Source organism: Paenibacillus sp. M-152 (genome assembly GCF_003856555.1).
Classification (GTDB): Bacteria; Bacillota; Bacilli; order Paenibacillales; family Paenibacillaceae; genus Paenibacillus; species Paenibacillus polymyxa_C.
This window is the reverse complement of record NZ_CP034141.1, coordinates 2572310-2592232: the sequence shown is the minus strand read 5'-3', so window position 1 is coordinate 2592232 and position 19923 is coordinate 2572310. Positions and strand designations below refer to the sequence as shown.

Sequence of the window (19923 nt, the reverse complement as noted above, 5' to 3'; positions counted from 1 at the left end):
TTTGCTGTGATTTACTTGGACTATGCCGCTTCCACACCCATGTGTGACGAAGCTTTGCATATATATAGCGTAATGAATAAGGAAATGTTCGGAAATGCTAGCAGTCTCCATGATGCAGGCGGTCAAGCAGCCTACACACTAGATTACAGCAGGCAACGAATGGCAAATATGATTGGCGGGCATAAGGAAGGCATCTATTTTACAACAGGGGGCACAGAATCCAATATGTTGGTCGTGCAATCGATCCTGAACGGGTTGCCGCCCCACAAAAAGCATTGGATTATGAGCGCTTTGGAACATCACTCGATGTATAATCTTGCTACTTTTCTAGAACATCAGGGCTATGAGCTGACCATTGTACAACCGGATCGGGAAGGAAGAATAACCCGTGAAGTTCTTATCCCCCACCTTAGAGACAATACCGGGCTTGTATCGGTACAACACGCCAATTCGGAAACAGGGCTGATTCAGGATCTTGCTGCCTTGTCTCCCCTGCTCCACGAACGCGGTATTTTGCTGCATAGTGATGCGGTACAAACATTTGGGAATGTTCACATAGATGTAGAAGCCATGGGAGTGGATGCACTCTCTATATCAAGCCATAAAGTGTATGGCCCCAAAGGTGTCGGTGCTGCATATCTCAAACCCGGAACCCCATGGCGTCCGGTATATCCTGATACACTGCATGAAAACGGATTTCGTCCCGGAACGATTAATGTTCCAGGGATTGCAGCCTTTGTCGCAGCGGCAGAAATGATGACCGAACAGATGGAGATGCATCAGGAGCGGTATGCTACCCTGCGAAGATACTTTATTACGAAAATTCAGGAAAGATCGATTCCATTACGTTGGGTCGTAGAGGAAAGCGAAAAAAAAGCGGTGCTGCATCATATTGTAGGATGTTTTTTTCACGGTTACGAAGGACAATATGTTATGCTGGAGTGTAATCGCAGCGGTGTCTGTATATCTACCGGAAGCGCATGTGCCGCCGGACATCACGATCCTTCCCCTGCCTTACAGGCGCTTGGAGCATCCGGCCGTGAAGCCTTACAATTTATCCGTATTTCTTTCGGCAGGACAACCACCATCGAGGAATTGAATGTACTGGTAGATATTTTGACAGACCTGACGCATCAACAAGAAAGGAGCTTATCCCGTTGACTGAATCTTCAAAACGGTCGGGTACGGATCGCCGCGAACAGCTGCTATTGTGGCTCAAAAGCGAATCACCGCTGACCGGGAGCGAACTGGCACGCAGGTCCTCCGTTTCCAGACAAGTAATTGTACAGGATATTTCCCTGTTAAAAGCAAGCCAAGAGCCTATCCTTGCAACGAGTCAAGGATACATTTATATGGAGCCTACGGCTCAAGTCGCTCCCTTAGCCTCTCGTATTATTGTGTGTAATCACCGCCCTGAACAAACAGAAGAAGAATTAAAACTGATTGTGGACTACGGTGTCAGTGTGCAGGATGTTATAGTTGAACATCCAGTATATGGAGATCTGACTGCTCCAATACGGGTCGGAACTCGCAAAGAAGTGGACGATTTTATTCGTAAGATCAGTTCCACCCAAGCCACTTATTTGTCCCAGCTGACCGGAGGCATTCACCTGCATACCTTGCATGCCTCGGATGAAAATAAAATTAATGATGCCTGTGCTGCACTGGAGCAAGCCGGCTTCCTGATGACAGATTAATCTTAATACGATACAAAGTAATGAAAATCCTGTCCAGTTTGTGGAGTGCAAATGCACTCCGCAGGGATGGTATGTAAATAGCAAGAATGAAAAATCCCGGCCCCCTTATAAAGGGAATCGGGAATGGACTAAGTGAGCTTAATTTCTAGCAGCTCATATTTGATTACAGCCATGGGTGCATCGACATGAATGATACTGCCCACTTCTTTCCCCAAAAGTGCCTTACCTAAAGGGCTCTCATAGGAAATTTTGTTGTCCAGAACATCTGCCTCCGCAGGACTTACAACTTTGTATTCCACCTTCTCCGAAAATTCGATGTCATTCAGAATAACAGTAGATCCGATACTGACCGTTTTAAGGTCCAGATTACTTTCATCCACTATCCGAGCTTTGGTCAACATTTTTTCCAAGACCATGATCCGTGTTTCCATAAACGCCTGATCGTCCTTGGCTGAGTGATATTCACTATTTTCCTTCAGATCTCCATAGCTGATGGCCAACTTGAGGCGTTCGGCTAGCTCCTTGCGTTTTACCGTCTTCAGTTCCTTAAGCTCTTCCTCCAGCTTGGCTAATCCCTCTTTAGTTAACAATACTTCTTCGTTCGACATGGTCTTATTTCAACTCCTATTTCAGCACTTTGCATAATTCAAGTTCAATACTCGAAGGTGCAATATATACGAGCTAAACCGTTAGGGTCCATCTATTGCTGATTGGATAAAGCTCCTGGAATTGATGCAAAATGCTCATTTAGCTTTCTTTATTGTAGTTTACTCTAAATTGGACCAACATGCGAAAAGAAATTCAGGAATTTAGCAGTCAGCTACCTTCGGCCACAGTGATTCATATGGTAACCAAAGCTTTCTTGCTCGCATATCGTATGATCATAACGTATTTTAATGAGCACGTGCAGTGCCACTGCCCTTGTCCCAAATTTCATGAAAACCAGGCAGGAGCAGTGTATGGCGGGAGGAAGATTCAATGGCTTCCTTAGGAAAGAATGGCAACGGGAACGGGAATCGCAAATCCAAATCCCCCCCTAACGGTCAAAAGAAAAATGGATTAAACAGTAATTCGGCTATCTTTTCAGCACTTCAAGGAAAAAATGTGGAGGTCCTAGTCGCAGCCCTCCTACTAACAGGAAAACTAAACGTCGATTCCGTGACTTTATACAGACAAGCAACTTTATTTTTAGGACTCACAGGAAAATACAAAACATTAGCATCTGCCCCTACTAATGTAGATAATATGGTGAAATTTTTAAATGATAACGGCAATATGACGTTGGATCAGGTAATTCAAGCCTTTTCACAAAAAATAAATACTTAAGAGGTGGCGAAAGGAGATATTTGTAGTGAGTGAGTTTGATGGAGAATATTTTGCAGAGGTTATCATCATTGTGATTCTAGTTGCCATGATCTTCTATGGCTCCTCAGATATAGAGGGACTTTCCGCTTCGCCAACCCAATCCTAAAATGATAATTCCCGCAAAAAAAGCATCTACAGACTCTCGCGAGGTCAATAGATGCTCTTCTTTTTAACAGCCAATCATTTCGATTTAACGTTCCTTTACTTCTACACTTATGGTTTGACTGGAAACCTCTCCGGCAGCATTGACTAACTCTGCCCGATACTCATATGTACCCGGCTTTTGATTTTGGATATTGGTCGCAGCACTTTGAGCCTGCGGGCTTTGGCTCGGCAGATCCTGCGTGTCGATCAGCTTTCCATTTTCATACAGGTTGTATTGGGTAGCATTCGTGCCCCACCACATGTTCATTGTCAGGGTATAGTCGCCGTCACCATCCCAATTATTATGAGACAACACCGGAATGCCAGGAGAAGCATCGGTCACTTCGACAGTTAACGGGTCGCTGACCGTTTTACCGGAAGCGTTGATCAGCTCGGCAGTATACGTGTAGGTTCCATTACTTTTGCCTGTAACGGAAATGACTGCATGCTGTGCTTCAGGGGAAGCTGCTTGCAATGATTGGGTTTCGATCAGCTTATCATTTTCATACCACTTGAGTTCATCGCCATTCGTGCCCCACCACAGATTCATGGTGATGTTGTAGTCTCCATCCTTCAGTCCGGTTTCCTGACCGTTATCATGAGACAGCACCGGTTTACCCGGCACCTCACCTGCAGCGGTTTTCTCGACTCTAACGGTTACAGGATTGGATACGACCGTTTTACCGTCCAAGGTGACGCTGGCTGTAATCTCGGCGCTCCCCTCTTTTAGGGCCCGAAGTTCTCCATACGTATCCAGTGCAACGGATTCATGACTGCTGCTATACTGAACAGAGGCATTACTTAAATCAGCTTGGCTGCCATCTGTCAGCGTACCCTTGAGATGTGTGGCTACTGTATCCCCAACGTTAAATGTTGTTTGATCCAGTGAAAGCTCCACTTCCTGCAAAGTTGCATCTGTCTGAGCTGAAAAGTCATCTAGCCCGCGCGGCTTTAACTGATAATTCCCTTTAAAAACCGCCGAAATTCCCTTCAGCTTCACTTGCTGTCCTTCTTGATACGGAAAAGATGTCCGTGTTAAGCCTGTACGTGCATCAATTCGCACATGATGGCTAACCTCACCCGCTACTGCATCAAATTCAAACGAACCTACAGGAGTTGCATCTATCACATTACGAATAATGGCAGTAGGGAGCTCAACCAGCTGTCCTTGGTTCGCATCGTTGAGTTCGGTGACCTGCACAGCTTGCGGAAGTTGTCCTTCTCCCGTTTTTTCAATAGCCACTGGATCGGTCAACTCCACTTCACTATTGTACAGTGCCAAACTTGCTGTAATCTTTACTCGATCACCTGGGTGAAATCCGCTTTGGTTTTGATATACATAAATGCCGCCACTTTCATCCTGCATGTAAAAGGCTTGACCGCCAAAAGCCCCTGGTTCTGTCGTCACAACACCCTCCAAGGTCACAACTTTGCCAGCCGAAAGAGTCCGTGCTTCTGCGACACTGATACGAGCAGGAATCGTGTTGCCATCCTCAGGCAAAGGCTGAGCCGGGACATCAGCCAACACGACGGATTGGGTCAGCAGGTTGCTGCCGTTTTGTCTCAGCCTAAGATTAGCCGAACCACTGGTTCCCGGCTTGATACGCACCGTCAGGTCCCTATAGGCATGCCCCTTGCTGTCGGATTCCAGACTAAATGTTCCGCTATAACCGTAAGAGGTCGGCCAGCTTCCATCCGGATTCTGAATCTGGGCTACTTGGTTGCCGCCCGCTACATAAATACCTGCGCTAAATCCGCTAATCGTGCTATTGGGAGCCAGTTGGTCGGCAACAATGCGAATTTGAAAAGGCTGTACATTCGGCAGCTGTTCCTGACGAACGATGCTGTACACAGGCTGCGCGCTGGCTGTAGATCCGCCATAGGAGCCGGCCTTGAACGTTCGTTGATCCCACCATTTGTAGCCGGCTGCAGGAGCGGACCAAGGCTCTGCTTGCGGTTCCGTGGAAGCCTGAGGATCTTCAAAAGACAGCAATTCCGTCGGCTGATCAAGATGTAAGTTCTTTACATACGACAGGCTGGTATACTCCTCTTTCTTGGACAACCAGTCTACCATATTGACCAGTAACACGGCGTCATCCTGCTCCTTAAATCCGTCATACGTTGTCTTCTTGGTTCCTGTCTCTTCACGCAAATATTTTGGCGTTGCATCTTCAACAGGAGATGAATCCCCAATGAAGGCAGCTTTGCCTAGACCTACTTTTGCTACAGCAGCATAAGGCCCTTCCGCTATACCGCCACCGTTATAAACGCCCTGATCTACTGCATTCCCCCAAGCCTGATTGGTTTTAGGGAGATATACGATCCCCTTGGCTTTGGTCGGGTCAATAATCGCCAATGTAGATCCTGCGTGCATCGCCACATTACTCACTCCTGCTGTAATGCCAAACGCCTGCGCAGGCTCAACAATCTGATTAGCCGTGATATCGCCTAATGCATTGTAGCGGAAGCGTATACCAAACTGGCTGCCCAGCCAATCTGAGCTAACCACGCCCTGCATCGCTGTCGAGCTTTTTTCTTCCTCACTCATTCCCTTCGCAGGGTCTTCCCATGCACCTCGACGGTACCCATTGATACTTTCCGACCCGTCCCAGCGATTCTTGTTGCGGTCGGCGTTATAATGATCTCCAATGAAAAAAATGCTATTGCCTGCTTTAACATACTGTTCCATTGCGGCCTGTTCGCTTTGTTTAAAAGGGATATTGGGCTCTGCTGTCACAAATACATCATAATTCTTTAAATCATTATAAGTAATAGGTGTAGATTGGCGAAGTTCATGAACATCGTAGCCATTGTTTGCAAGGGCTTGTCCGAAATCTGAGAATCCACCATCAATCACCCAATCTGCTGCGCCGGCTGTCTGTCCATGTGTATTATCGAACAATACTTTTTTACCAGCGTTTTCATTGACCACTTTGGCTGCAATGAAAGGGGCAGGGTCTGCCGGACCTTCTGCACGTGCCGGTTGTATGCCGCCTACAACACCAGCGTACAACGATAAAGTGAAAACCATAGCTGTTGCGTATTTGAAGCTACGGGATGTAAAACGACGAAAGATTCCCATTCTATTCCTCCTGTTAATTGGTTTAAGGCCCCTCTCAGAGGGGCACTAAATATAAATGTTAGCATTCATTTATGTGCGGACATGCGTTATTTTGTAAATCTTTAGGAATAATGAAAGGGAAGGAAATTCCAATAATAAAGATAGGCTGTATGCAGCAATGTGAGTACCGCAAATACAATTTTCCCGGCAGCCCGAGTTCTTTTTTCCCCGGTAATCAGCTTTGCGCCATTCACAATCAATACCCACACGGCAATGAGTGCTGAAAGGAGCGGCAGCGTGCAAATTCCCCAGATAAACCAGGCGGAATAGCCATAGACCATCTGATTGTTAGCATAGACGACCTGTACCCCGAGAAAAATCGTATTTAGTAACGCGATGTATGCCAGATTGGATGAAATGTGATTATTCGTTTTACGGATAGCTCTGAGCACATACCTTATCATCCATATCAGCAGGGTTGTGATGAAAAATAAAGAGGATGCGGCGTAGCTGACAAGCAGCGTCCAGGTACGATGCCAAAATGTCGTCTGCTTCATGGTCTCACTATCCGGGGCAATCATCATCCATGTACTGTTTTCCTGATACAGCAATATTTTAAGCTGTCCCCCTTTCTCCACAAACAGTCCATCACCTGCTGCTTGAAAAACTTTGTCTGATGCTTCATTTTGATCCGGAAATTTCCCTTTAACAATTAACGTATGATCATCTTGAATTCGAACGGTGTATTTAACACTTCCCAGCATCCGAAGCCATTTTCCCCACCCATGAATAGGATTCAAATTCAGCTGATATACACCCTCGATTTCTGGTAAAAGCTTTATTTCCTTGACAGAACGAACCGGTGACTGAGAAGCGGCCTGCGGCTCGGCGGGCAGTATTTGGGCGATCGCATTGATGACTTTTCCATGAAGCAGGGTGTCCGTATCCGCTGAGTTGCTGATTACAAAAATACCGATCTTTTGGGAGGGAACTAGTACCATTTTGGAAATAAAACCATCAATTTTCCCGGTAGCCCACAACATGTGCACTCCCGTCTCCAGTTGACCGCGGAAAAATCCGTAACCTATGCCATCAAGACGAGCGTCAGCTGCAAATTGCTGTGCATGCATCGCTTTTACCGTTTGTGGCTGGAGCACCGCTTTGCCCTTATACTTGCCTTGATTCAAATGAGTGATCAGATAATGGGAAAATTCGTTGGGTGTGACGTTCAACGCTCCTGCTCCCGGCAGATTGATATACGAAAAAGGCTGTTTTAGATACGCTTCACGCTTCCACTGATAGGATTGCGCTAGTGCCGGATTATTTAGTGGCAATTCCAATGTCGCACTCGGCATATTCATCGGCCGGAACAGATGTGTGCTAAGGTAATCATTCAGTCCCTGACCGCTTACTTGCTCCACAATGTTACCGATCAGACCAAAGGCAACATTACTGTATTCATACCGAATTCCAGGTTTTCGGATAGGAGGTTGCTTTTGAAAATACGTGCTGAGATACTGCTCTGTAGGTAAAACACCTGCCCGAGTCGAGCTGTTGATGTCGTATATCGCTTCATCTAATCCTGCAGTATGTGTCAGAAGCTGATGTAGATTAAAAGGATGATTTTGGTATTGCAAAGCTTTATAGCTGTGGAGATAGCGGTTTACGTCTTGATTCAAATCAAGTTTGTTTTGCTCGACCAGTTGCATTGCGGCGCTTGCGCTAAATGATTTGGTTAGAGAGCCGACACGAACAATAGTCTTCGCTGGGTCGAATGCCACTTTCTGCTCCAGGTCTGCATATCCATAGCCTTTACTAAAAAGAATGTGGTCTTCCTGGGTCACAACGACCGCAGCACCCGGAGTATGCAATTTTTCCAATTCTGTACTCATGATGTCGTCCACTGCTTTTTCCACTGAATTAGGTGTTATACTATCTGCTGCCCATACCGAAGCAATGAGTAGATTCCAGAGATACAACGCTGCTAAAAATGCGGATAGGTAGTAAAAGCCTCTATTCTTCATATTCAAGTACTCTCCTTACGTATGAGTTTGATTTAATAATTTGAACCGTGCGGTGATTGCATAGCGAGCAGATCTTTATACTCCGCATGGAAGCCATCAGCATGGCGCTATGAAATCATCGCACTTCCCATCGTGGGAGTGCACATGATAAAGCGAATCCTGATCGAATCGCGTAAGTGGAAGGCTTCTTACTTGTTCGATCAGGATTCATGGGTTACAGATTAAAATTGGTGATAACTTCTAATCATTCGTCAAGACTAGATTTTCAAGAATTATGATGTGTTAAACCTTGTGCCATGCCTTTGTCCATGTTCCGGGTAATCTTTTGTATCGCGGCACGGATCCCTTTTACATTTTCTTCGATAAATCCGGGTTCCAGCAGTTCATAATGATTCCCAATCAAGCTATGTTCTTCATAGCTTCCTTGTGTAGCGTCTTTCCATAAAAGTCGATTATCTCCTGTGCCCTTCACCGTTTCCGATCCAACGGCGTCAAAACCATGAATATTCGCCTGAACCTTTTCAGTGTTCACAAGCTGATTGCCATACACCGCATAAGCGATCATTTTACGCTGGTACGTTTCATTCAGCAGCTCGCGGTAAGATTCAGGAACCTGTTCCAGCATCGCATGAATTTCCTGCTCTGTTTCTTCGTCTGTGAAAGGCAGGGCTTCCGTTCTTTTGACTGAATCAAGCATAAAAATGTCGGATACAGCATGACCTTGACGCTCCAGTGTAGAGGCAACCTTATGCGCTAGATTCCCACCTATGGAATAACCAAGTAGTACATACGGACCTTGCGCTTGCGTGCTGACGATAAGATCAACATAACGTGCCAACATTGCCTGCTCATCCGCAGCATCATCTACGAACTCTAACCCGTACACGACTGCGTCTTGATCCAGTTGTTTCGCAAGCTCTGCAAACGACAGCCCGTATCCAAGCATCGGCGGAAAGCAGAAGATGGAGACCGGACCGTGTTCATTCAACCGAATGATTGGACTATCAGCCTTGTATTCCAGATCAGCTTTCAATAATGTGAGCGCCTGCTCTTCTATGGTCGGGAACTCCAGCACACTACGTATAGGAAGCTCAATGCCTGTGGCAAGGTGAACTTTGCGTATAAGCTCCAGTACTTTCAAGGAATGTCCACCCAACGTGAAAAAGTCATCGTGGATACCCACTTGTGGAATATCAAGCACTTCCTGCCAAATGGCTGCCAGTAACTGCTCCACGTCGGTTCGCGGTGCAACATATTCTATACCCGTGCGCAGCGCTGTGTCCGGCGTAGGTAACGCTTTTCGGTCGATTTTGCCGTTGGCCGTCAGCGGAATACGCTCCATCTGTACGAATACGGATGGAATCATATAGCTTGGTAGACTGCCCAATAGTACAGCTCGAATCTCACGGACAGTCAGCTGCTCATCAGCCGTGAAGTAAGCACATAATTGCTGCTGACCTATTCCATCCTGCAAAGCAATAACAACGCCGTCCCGCACGAGCGGCACACTTGCCAAACGTGCCTCCACTTCGCCCAGTTCAATTCGATAACCGCGAATTTTCACCTGATGGTCAATCCGGCCCAGATATTCAATGTTGCCGTCCGGCATCCATCTTGCCAAATCGCCTGTACGGTACATCCGCTCATAGCCTGCTTTGCCTCCAGCAAACGGATCTTTCACAAATTTCTCGGCCGTCAGCTCCGGACGGTTCAGATAGCCTCGGGCTACACCTACACCGCCGATGCACAGCTCACCCGCGACCCCGATCGGCTGCAATTGCTCTGTACCTTCCTTCACGATGTACAGACGAATGTTCTGAATCGGTTTCCCGATCGGAATAACCGCATATTCCTCATCCGGCTCGCAATCGAAGTACGATACGTCCACCGTCGCTTCGGTTGGACCATACAGGTTGATCAGCTTCGCTCCGGCCAAGCTCGACACGAGCCGCTGGAACCGGGCCACATGCTGTGGCGGTAAGGCTTCACCACTGGCAAAAACATGGCGCAGCGTGCCTAGCTTCGCTTGCATCGCTTCTCGTGGTTGCTGCTCCACATACTCCAGGAACGCATGCAGCATGGCCGGTACAAAGTGCATCGTGCTCACGCCATCACGAGCAATCGTGTCCACAATCTCTTCCGGGTTCTTTTCCCCGCCGACCGACAGCAGACTCACCTTCGAGCCGACCATCGACCACCAGAATAGCTCCCACACCGACACGTCAAAGGTGAAGGCGGTCTTTTGCAGGATCGTATCTTCCGCACTTAAGCCGTAACGATCATGCATCCACAAAATCCGGTTCAGCACGGAATGGTGCTCCACCATTACGCCCTTCGGTTTTCCGGTGGAACCGGAGGTATAGATCACATAGGCGACATGGTGCGGTCCGGCCAGTGGCTCCAGATTCGAGCCATCTTCGTGATAGATGTCCTCGTGATCCAGCACAAGCACCTGGCCATCGAAGCTCAGCGATGCTTGCTCCGCTAAATGCGATTGCGTCAGCACCAGCTTCGCTCCCGAGTCCTCCAGCATAAAGCAGATGCGGTCGGCCGGAAATTCCGGATCAATTGGCACATAGGCTCCGCCGGCCTTGAGGATCGCATAGATGCCTACGATCATGTCTAGCGAGCGATATACCATAATACCTACCGACTGATCTGGTTTAACCCCCTTCGCGCGTAAAGTCCGTGCAAGGCGGTTGGCTCGCTCGTTCAGTTCACGGTAAGTTAAAGATTGTTGACCCCAAACGACGGCGATATGATCCGGCGTGCGTTCCACCTGCTCCTCAAACCGTTTTTGGATCGTCTGATTGTAGGAATATGCTAAGGCCGTGTCATTAAATTCTCCTATAATCTGTTGTTTTTCTGAGGCTGTAACCAATTCCAGCTCTTCAACGCAAACATTCGGGTTAAGCAAAATTTGCTCTAGCAGATGCACAAAATGTCCGTGCAGACGTTCAATATCTGCTTGATCAAAGCAGAGTGCGTTATACATAAAACGAATTTTTATGCCTTCTCCCGGCATAACGACGATGCTCAAATCATAGTTAGTCTGCTCTGTAGCCGTCACGTTGGAAACCGATAATAACTCCTGCCCGTCACTACCCATTTCTTCAATCTGCTCATCCACCGGATAATTTTCAAACACCATAATATGGTTAATTAAATTCTGTTTCTGGTCGGTCAGTGCCTGAATTTCAAACAACGGATACGTATCATACGCATGAGAAGCCAGCGCTTGCTCCTGCATTTTCTTCATAACTTCCGCAAAAGTTTCCCCTGCTTCACTACGGATGCGAACAGGAATGGTATTAATGAACAAACCAACAATATCCTCGACCCCGATAATATCCGATGGACGACCTGAGACGACACTGCCAAATACAACATCACTATGGTTGTTGTACTTTTGCAGCAGAATCCCCCATGTGGTTTGCAATAATGTATTCATGGTCACCTGATACCGCTTCGCCGTCTCCTCCACCCGGAGAGCCAGCTCATGCTCCCAATCCGTCATCCAGTCACTGGCCATATAGCCTTCACTCTTGCGACCGGATTTTACAGCTGGCAGTGCTGTTTGCTGCTCATACCCGGACAAATAGCTGCTCCAGTAGTCGGTTGCTGCGTTGCGATCCTGTGCTTCCAGCCATTCAATAAAGCGGCTGTAGGGCACCGCCGGTGCCAACTCCGGTACTCTGCGCTCCCGAAGTGCTGCATAGCTCTCAAACACTTCTTTGTTTACAAGGGACAGACACCAACCGTCCATCACAATATGATGGAAGCTCCACACAAAATGATAACGATCTTCCCTAGTGCGCAAAATCGCTACACGCAGTAGGACATCCCGACGCAGATCAAAGCCTCGTGCTTTATCTTGCAACTTGAAATTGGTCAGCTGCGTATCCCTTGTATCGCTATCCAGCTCTCGTAAATCTTCGTAATAGAAGCCACAATCCCGGTTTCGATACACTACCTGCAAAGGCTCCGTATCCCGTCCAAAATAAAAGTGTGTACGCAGCGCCTCATGTCGCCGAACTAGAGTATTCAGGCTTTCTGCAAAAGCCTGAATGTCCAGCTGACCTTGCATATCATAAGAAACCTGCTCAAAATACGCGTCATTGGCAGCTGCTTGACTATCGAGTTGGCTGTGAAACAGCATCCCTTTTTGCATTGGGGTCAGGGTATAGACATTGTCGATTTCACCCGTAGCACCCATCTCAGACAACAAGCTGTCCAACTCCTCAACACGCATTCCTTTATAGGAAATATCGCTTGGGGTTAGCTCTGGATGTTCTTTATGAATGCAATGCTTCAAAATTTCACGCAGGCTCGATTCCAATAAACTGGCCAATCGCTCGATCGTCTCTGGTCGATAGCTGGTACGACTATAGCTAATTGTCAGCCCCAGTTGGCCTCCTGAAATGATGCCGCCAAAATCCAGCGTATACGTCCGAGCCATAGTCGGGCTAAGTGGCATACCTCCACTATAAGGAGACGACTGCAGGTCATTTCCCTTCATATCCTGATCAAATTGTCCTAAATAGTTAAAGCTGATCTCAGGATCTACCTCACATAGGGCTGGAGATACTTCGGCTAAATATTTCAGTATCCCGTAACCTATTCCTTTTTGCGGAATACTACGCAATCCTTCTTTCGCATGCTTGATTCGCTGCGAAAGAGCCGTTTCTTTTGGCATATCGAGTAAAACAGGATATTGGCTTGTAAACCACCCAATCGTCCGGGTAATGTCCACCTCTGGTAAAATGGCTTCACGACCATGTCCCTCTAGATTAATTAGGAAACGATCATGACCACTCCATGCTTGCAATGCCATTCCTACTGCCGTCAGCAACAGGTCATTAATTTCTGTACGGTAGGCACGATTGGCCTGCTTGAGCAATTGCTCTGTCTCTTCGTGTGTCCACAAAGCAGTAACCGACTCACTATCGCCAATCAATGGCTTGTCGTGCTCGTTATGTCCATAATCTTGCGGCAGAGGTGCCGGTTTCGCTTGTGCAATCCCCTCCCAATACGCCCGCTCACGTTCCATCGCTGGGCTGTTGGCATAGGCGTGCAGCTTCTCGGCCCATGTTTGAAACGAATCCGTCTTGTGCGGTAACTGAATCACCTGTTCGCCCTTGGCGGCTTGCTCATATGCTGTCGCCAAATCCTCGAATAGGATGCGCCAGGATACCCCATCCACTGTCAAATGGTGAATCACGACCAACAGATGATCTCCATCCGGGCAACGGAATAGGCCGAGCCTCATCAATGGCCCTTCGCTCAAGGAAATACTGGATTGAATTTCATTGCATTTAGCCTCAATCATTTTCTCCAAATTCTCTTCAATTACTTCGCTATCCCTATAGTCAAAGCACTCCAAATGGTACGGTTCGCCTTCCCCTACACCTCGGTTCCATGCCGTATATCCGTTCTCCGACGAACGAAAAGTCATTCGCAAGGCGTCATGGTGCGCTGTAATCTGATGGAGTGCCAGCCGAAGTGCCCGTTCGTTATAGCCTTCCTGCCGATAGAGCATGACAGATTGGTTGAAATAATGTGGTTCATCCGTTGACTGTTCAAAGAACCAGCGCTGAATCGGTGTAAGCACAACATGTCCCGTAACCTCACCCTGCTCGGCTACTCGTTTAACTGGCTGAATATATGTGCTCAATCCTGCAATCGTTGGATATTTGAACAAATCCTTCATTTCCAGCTTGTATCCAGCCTGAAACAAGCGGGACGATACTTGGATAGCCTTGATGGAGTCACCACCCAAATGGAAAAAGTTATCTTGTGTGCCTACCTTCTGTATACCCAGAATGGCTCCCCAAGCCGCAGCCAAGGCCAGTTGGACATCTGTCTCAGGTGCCACATAATCCATACCTGTATCGACATTAGGCTCAGGTGCAGACAGTGCCCTACGGTCTACTTTGCCATTCAGTGTCAAAGGCAGTTTCGACAGCTGCACAAAGTAGGAAGGCACCATATAGCTCGGCAGATCCTGTGATAACACACTACGTAAGTCGCTAGCGCTCAATTCGCTGTCTGTTACAAAATATGCACACAGCTGTTTTTGCCCGCTATCGTCCTGCCGCACAGTAACAACAGATTCCTTCACACCTGCAATCGTGGACAAACGGGTTTCAACTTCACCCAGTTCGATGCGGTAGCCGCGAATTTTGACCTGCTCATCCATTCTTCCCTTGTACTCCAGTACGCCATCAGCACGCCAACGCACCAAATCCCCTGTACGATAGCAATATTCTTCAGGCCGGAATGGACTTTCAATAAACTTTTCTGCCGTAAGCTCAGGCCGGTTCAGATACCCGAGTGCCACGCCATCGCCACCGAGAAGGAGCTCGCCCCACGCCCCGACAGGCTGCAATTTTAACGAACGATTGACCACATAAATGGTGGAATGATCAATCGGACGTCCAATGGGAACACCTTGAGTTTGCGGTTCTGTAATTTCATAGGTGGTGGAAAAGGTCGTGTTCTCTGTCGGCCCATAAACATTACTCAACCGAAGCTGCGGGTACTCCTTCAGCACGCGGTTAACATGTGGTACGGACATCACATCCCCACCCACGAGCAATTCCTTTAGGGATGCAAACACTTCAATGTCTTGCTGTGAATGCTGATTGAATAAAGCCGTGGTCATGAACATGGTGTTAATACGATACTTGTTCATCACTTGTTTGAACTTGGCAGCATCCAAAATAGTGTCATGATTTACTACATATAATTGACCACCGTTCAGCAGCGTTCCCCAGATTTCAAACGTGGAGGCATCGAATACAACTGCGCCCATTTGCAGCATACGCGTATTTTCGTCAAGCGTGGCGTAGCTATTGCCTTTCACCAACCGTGCGACATTACGGTGATTGACCATAACGCCTTTCGGCTTGCCTGTCGTACCAGAGGTGTATATGACATGCGAAAGATCTAAGGCAGACCCCCCATTTGTAATGGAAGCTGATTCATGAGTATGAGTGTATCCTTCAAATTCGCTGCTCCATAGTTGCGCATCGCTCAAATCGATAACCGGAATACCTGGTTCAAAAGAAATCTGTTCCCGTCGCTGTGACAGTAACAGCTCGGCACCGGAATCCTCCAGTAAATAACGGATACGCTCTTCCGGATACTCGGGATCAATAGGAACGTAAGCCCCGCCTGCCTTCATAATAGCCAGCATGCCCACGACCATTTCAATGGAACGCTCAGCTACTATCCCTACTCGCTGTATCTGAGCCCCGGACCCACGCCGTATCCCATGGGAAGTAAGGACACATGCCAGACGATCGGAACGCTCATTCAGCTCGCGATAAGTGAGCTGTGTGTCCGCAAAGGTGATCGCTAGTCGATCTGGCGATTGTGCAACCTGTTCCTCGAACAGCACATGCAGTAATTGATCCCGTGGATACGGAGAGTCTGCTGCTGTAGTGCTGAATTGCTCCACCAGCTGCTCTTTTTCTTGGGCCGAAACCATTTCTATAGCCGCAAGAGCGATCTCCGGCTGTTCTATAACCACATTGATTAGCTGCTGTAAATGTACAGCCAGTCGTTCGATGGTTTCGCGTTTGTACAGCCGGGTTCCGTATTGAAAACCGCAGGCAATTTGTTCCCCATCCTCCTGCGCGAACAGACTTAGATCAAATTTGGCCGTTGTTTGTTCACTCGGATAGGGCGCTAATTGCAGCTCTGCCAGCTGCTGCTCTGTTTGCTCCAGGTTTTGTAAAGCAAACATGGTATCAAATAATGGATTGCGGCTTAAATCCCGATCCACGCCCAGCTTTTCTACCAGCTCTTCGAAAGGATAATCCTGATGTTCAAAAGCCTTTAACGCGTTATCCTTGACCTCCAGCACATAATCGCGGAATGTTTTCCCGCCTTCCGGATAATTGCGGATCGCCAGTGTATTGACGAACATCCCAATCAGACTGCTAAGATCAGCATGTGGCCGCCCCGCAATCGGCGAGCCGACAATAATATCCTCCTGCCCGCTGTATTGGCTAAGCAAAGTCGTATAGGCAGCCAACAGCACCATATATAAGGTCGATTCGGTCTGCATCGCAATGCCTTTTAATCCTTCGCTTTGCCGTTGATCGAGCGTAAATTCCAGTACATCTCCTTCAAAGCTTCTCACCGCCGGACGTGGATAATCCGTCGGGATATCCAGCACTGGCAGCTCTCCTGCGAAGGTATTGAGCCAGTAATTTCCCTGTTCCTGATAGCGTTCACTTTGCTGCTGTTCCTGCTGCCATGCAGCATAGTCCTTATACTGAATGCGCAGCGACGGCAGCGTGTCCCCCGCATATAAGTGGATGAAGTCCTGAATCAATACATTTATAGAGGTGCCGTCCGAAATGATGTGATGCATATCCAGCAGCAAAATATGATGCTCTGGCCCAGTTTCAATCAGACCCGCCCGGAACAGCGGAGCATGCGCAAGATCAAACGGCTGAACAAAGCCATGCACCAGCTCATCCGTTTCCTTTTGGTCAGCTCCGTGGGCATGAATCAACTCCACGCGAAAAGGAACCTCGTCATGTACTCGCTGGACAGGTTCACCGTTCATGCTCTCAAAGCTTGTGCGCAATGTTTCATGGCGATTAATAAGCTGACGGAACGCGTTATCCAGTGCCTTGTAATCAAGTGAACCGGTCAATGTCAAGGCGCCTGGTATGTTATAGCTAGTTCCCGCTCCATCAAGCTGATTGAGAATATACATCCGTTTTTGAGCCGAGGATACCGCATAAGATGGCTTATTTCCCGAAACAGGAATGGATTCATAGGTGGTTTGCTCCAGTGCTTCAATAACCTGCGCAAGCTGTTCGATGGTTGGGTGCTGGAACAGGTCCTTTAGCTGCACATTTTTATGCAATTCCTTATGGATGAGCGAGATGACATTTGTCGCCCGTAAGGAATGACCTCCTGCTTCAAAAAAGTTATCCTTAATCCCAATGCGCTCAAGTTCCAGCACATCTTTCCAAATGCTGACCAGTTGTGCTTGTAACTGATTTTGAGGAGCTACATATTCTGCACCTGAGCTTATGCTTCCCTGCGGCTGAGGCAAAGCTCGGCGATCCACCTTGCCATTAGGCGTCAATGGCAACTGCTCCAACTGCACAAAATACGACGGCACCATATAGCCCGGCAGTTCCCGGCTCAAAGCGCTGCGGAGCTCACTTAACTGTGCATTCGCATGAGTTACTACATAAGCGCAGAGCTGCTTTTGCCCCTGCTCATCCTCATGTGCAGTCACAACAGCTTCTCGCACCACCTCCAGCTTCAACAGCTGCGCTTCCACCTCGCCCAGCTCGATCCGGTAACCCCGGATTTTCACTTGCGCATCGATCCGTCCCTTGTATTCCAGCGCCCCATCTGCATTCCAACGTACCAGGTCCCCGGTGCGATAGCAGCGTTCGCCGTTACGGAACGGACTATCGATGAACTTTTCAGCCGTTAAGTCCGGACGGTTGCGGTATCCACGTGCCACCCCATCACCGCCCACTAGCAACTCACCCCATACCCCGACGGGCTGAAGCTGCATCGAACGGTCCACGACATATGCTGTCGAATTATGGATCGGTCTGCCAATTGGCACAGATTCCGATTGCACACCGTTGATCGCATGCACTGTGGAAAAGGTCGTATTTTCAGTTGGGCCATAGATATTACTGATTCGCAGGGACGGATGAGCCTTCAGCACCCGAGTCATATGTGGTACGGACATCACATCACCGCCGACCAGCAGTTCCCGTATCCCCTCGAACAGCGCCAGATCCTGCTGAGACAGCTGGTTAAAGAGCGGTGTGGTCAGAAACATCGTGGTAATGCCGTGGCTGCGTACAGCTTCCTTAAGCTTAAGCACGTCCAAAATGACATCCTGACTCACTAGCACAAGCTGTCCACCATTTAGCAACGCCCCCCAAATTTCAAAGGTGGACGCATCAAAGACAACAGACCCAGTCTGCAAAATGCGCGTGTCCGCATCCAAACGTGCATAGTTTGCATGTTTCACCAAACGAACGACATTGCGATGTTCCACCATTACCCCTTTGGGCTGGCCTGTTGTCCCTGAGGTGTACATAATATAGGCCAATCGATCAGCTGCGGTCGCCTTCGGTTGTTCTTCAGCTGCATAAACCTGCTGTATTGGTTTAGCTTGTTCTGATTGCGTAGCTTCTGTTGGGATAGTTGTAGTAGAAGCAAGTTCGGGACTAGCAGAAATAGAATAGAGTGGGTTTAGGCAGTCCACATATCCCATATTACCCGTATCTGTACTCATCCCGTTATCATACGACAAAACGGAATTGCAGCGATCAGCATCATCTGTTTCATAGATCGCATCATCACTCAGGTCAAGTACTATTCCCTTAAAATCTGTGGGCCGATGCTCCATTTTTTGTACAAGTAGTATCTTGGTCTCGGAATCCTCCAGCAAATAACGCACGCGCTCGTCCGGGTAATCAGAGTCAATCGGAACATACACCCCGCCTGCTTTAAGAATCGCGAGCATGCCTACAATCATCTCAATCGAGCGCTCAGCTACAATGCCGACTGTCTGTTCAGTACGGATTCCCTGCTTACGTAAAAAATGAGCCAGTCGGTTGGCCTTTTCATTTAATTTTTCATAGGTTAGGCTATTGGGTCCAGACACTACTGCCACCTGCTGTGGTACCTGCTTCGCCTGTATCTCGAACAATTCATGAATGGAAGCATCACGTGGATAATCTACAGCTGTATCGTTGAAAGTATGAACCAGCTGCTCTACTTCTTGTTCTGACAGCACTTGTGCTGTGCAAATCTCCAACTCTGGCTGATGTAAAACAACGGTATACAGCCGTAATAGCTGCTCAACAAAGCGTTCAATCGTCACCTGGTCGTAACGGTCGCTACTGTATTTCACGTTTAGAGAAACTGCAGCATTTTCCCATTGAAATTGAAAATCCAGCTCAGATTGCACGTGATGTAGAAAATCAGAAATGTGAATATTTTGCAAGGAGGCCGTGGTGTGGATAAGAGGCTTGTCGTCCTTGTTACGTAGGATTTCAAGCCCCTCGGTATAGTTCCAAAAAGGAATATTTTGGTGTTCAATAGCTTCGCTGACAGAGGTTTTGATCTGAGACAGCAAGGTTTTGAAGGTCGTTGAAGAATCCAGCGTATTTTTCAATAAAAGCAGATGGTTGATTGGCTTGGTAGCACCGTTGCCAGACTTGGCTACAGGAATGCCCAGCAGCACACTTTCTTCACCTGTGTATTTATGCAATAAACTTTCTACTCCAGCAAGCAGAACCATAAATACAGCCCATGGAGCCCCACCTGTTATAGATGATATTCTTTGGGAAATTTCTGATGGAAATGTCAGCGTGTACGTATGACAATTAGAATCTGTTGCAGCTGTATCCCTGGACACATGGTTGGTATATGGCAAGCAGATGATACGATCCTCGGATTCCAGCTTATGACTCCAGTAATTTTTCTCTTTCTCAAATAAGGCTTTCAATGACATCCCTCCTGCTTTATGGGGTCTGTACCCCGGTTGGAATGGTGCGTTGTTACGTAGATGAGCGTTGTATCGGAAAAAGAATACTTTGCAGGCAAGGGCAGTCGGACGAAGCCGCTG

General features: G+C 47.8%; 7 protein-coding genes. 3 read left to right on the top strand and 4 right to left on the bottom strand.

The window, feature by feature from the left end; genetic code table 11:
• The first annotated feature begins 6 nt into the window (after window positions 1-6).
• Together EGM68_RS11610 and EGM68_RS11605 are read left to right on the top strand one after the other, a co-directional pair.
• Window positions 7-1161 (top strand): IscS subfamily cysteine desulfurase, encoded by a 1155-nt coding sequence (locus tag EGM68_RS11610; RefSeq protein ID WP_129549212.1) that lies wholly within the window; start codon window positions 7-9, stop codon window positions 1159-1161.
• The gene (locus EGM68_RS11605) at window positions 1158-1697 is read left to right on the top strand and encodes a transcription repressor NadR (RefSeq protein WP_013371006.1); all 540 of its coding nucleotides are present in this window, start codon (window positions 1158-1160) and stop codon (window positions 1695-1697) included. Before EGM68_RS11610 ends, EGM68_RS11605 begins: the two co-directional genes overlap by 4 nt.
• 128 nt (window positions 1698-1825) lie before the next feature.
• On the opposite strand, the gene greA is transcribed toward EGM68_RS11605, so the two are convergent.
• A complete protein-coding gene (gene greA, locus EGM68_RS11600; RefSeq protein WP_013371005.1) occupies window positions 1826-2305 on the bottom strand; it encodes a transcription elongation factor GreA in 480 nt (159 codons plus the stop codon).
• Window positions 2306-2675: 370 nt separating this feature from the next.
• Here greA and EGM68_RS11595 point away from each other — a divergent pair, with 370 nt between their 5' ends.
• The gene (locus EGM68_RS11595; protein WP_064963646.1) at window positions 2676-3023 is read left to right on the top strand and encodes a hypothetical protein; all 348 of its coding nucleotides are present in this window, start codon (window positions 2676-2678) and stop codon (window positions 3021-3023) included.
• 229 nt (window positions 3024-3252) lie between these two features.
• Here the strand turns inward: EGM68_RS11595 and EGM68_RS11590 are convergent, their stop codons facing one another.
• The 3 genes from EGM68_RS11590 to EGM68_RS11580 form a co-directional block, all read right to left on the bottom strand.
• The gene (locus tag EGM68_RS11590; protein WP_129549211.1) at window positions 3253-6288 is read right to left on the bottom strand and encodes an endonuclease; all 3036 of its coding nucleotides are present in this window, start codon (window positions 6286-6288) and stop codon (window positions 3253-3255) included.
• 101 nt (window positions 6289-6389) lie between these two features.
• Entirely contained in the window at window positions 6390-8291 is a 1902-nt protein-coding gene (locus EGM68_RS11585; protein WP_129549210.1) for a serine hydrolase domain-containing protein, read from the bottom strand.
• 265 nt (window positions 8292-8556) lie between these two features.
• On the bottom strand, window positions 8557-19803 hold the full coding sequence (locus EGM68_RS11580) for a non-ribosomal peptide synthetase (RefSeq protein ID WP_129549209.1): 11247 nt from the start codon (window positions 19801-19803) through the stop codon (window positions 8557-8559).
• Between the last annotated feature and the right edge of the window lie 120 nt (window positions 19804-19923).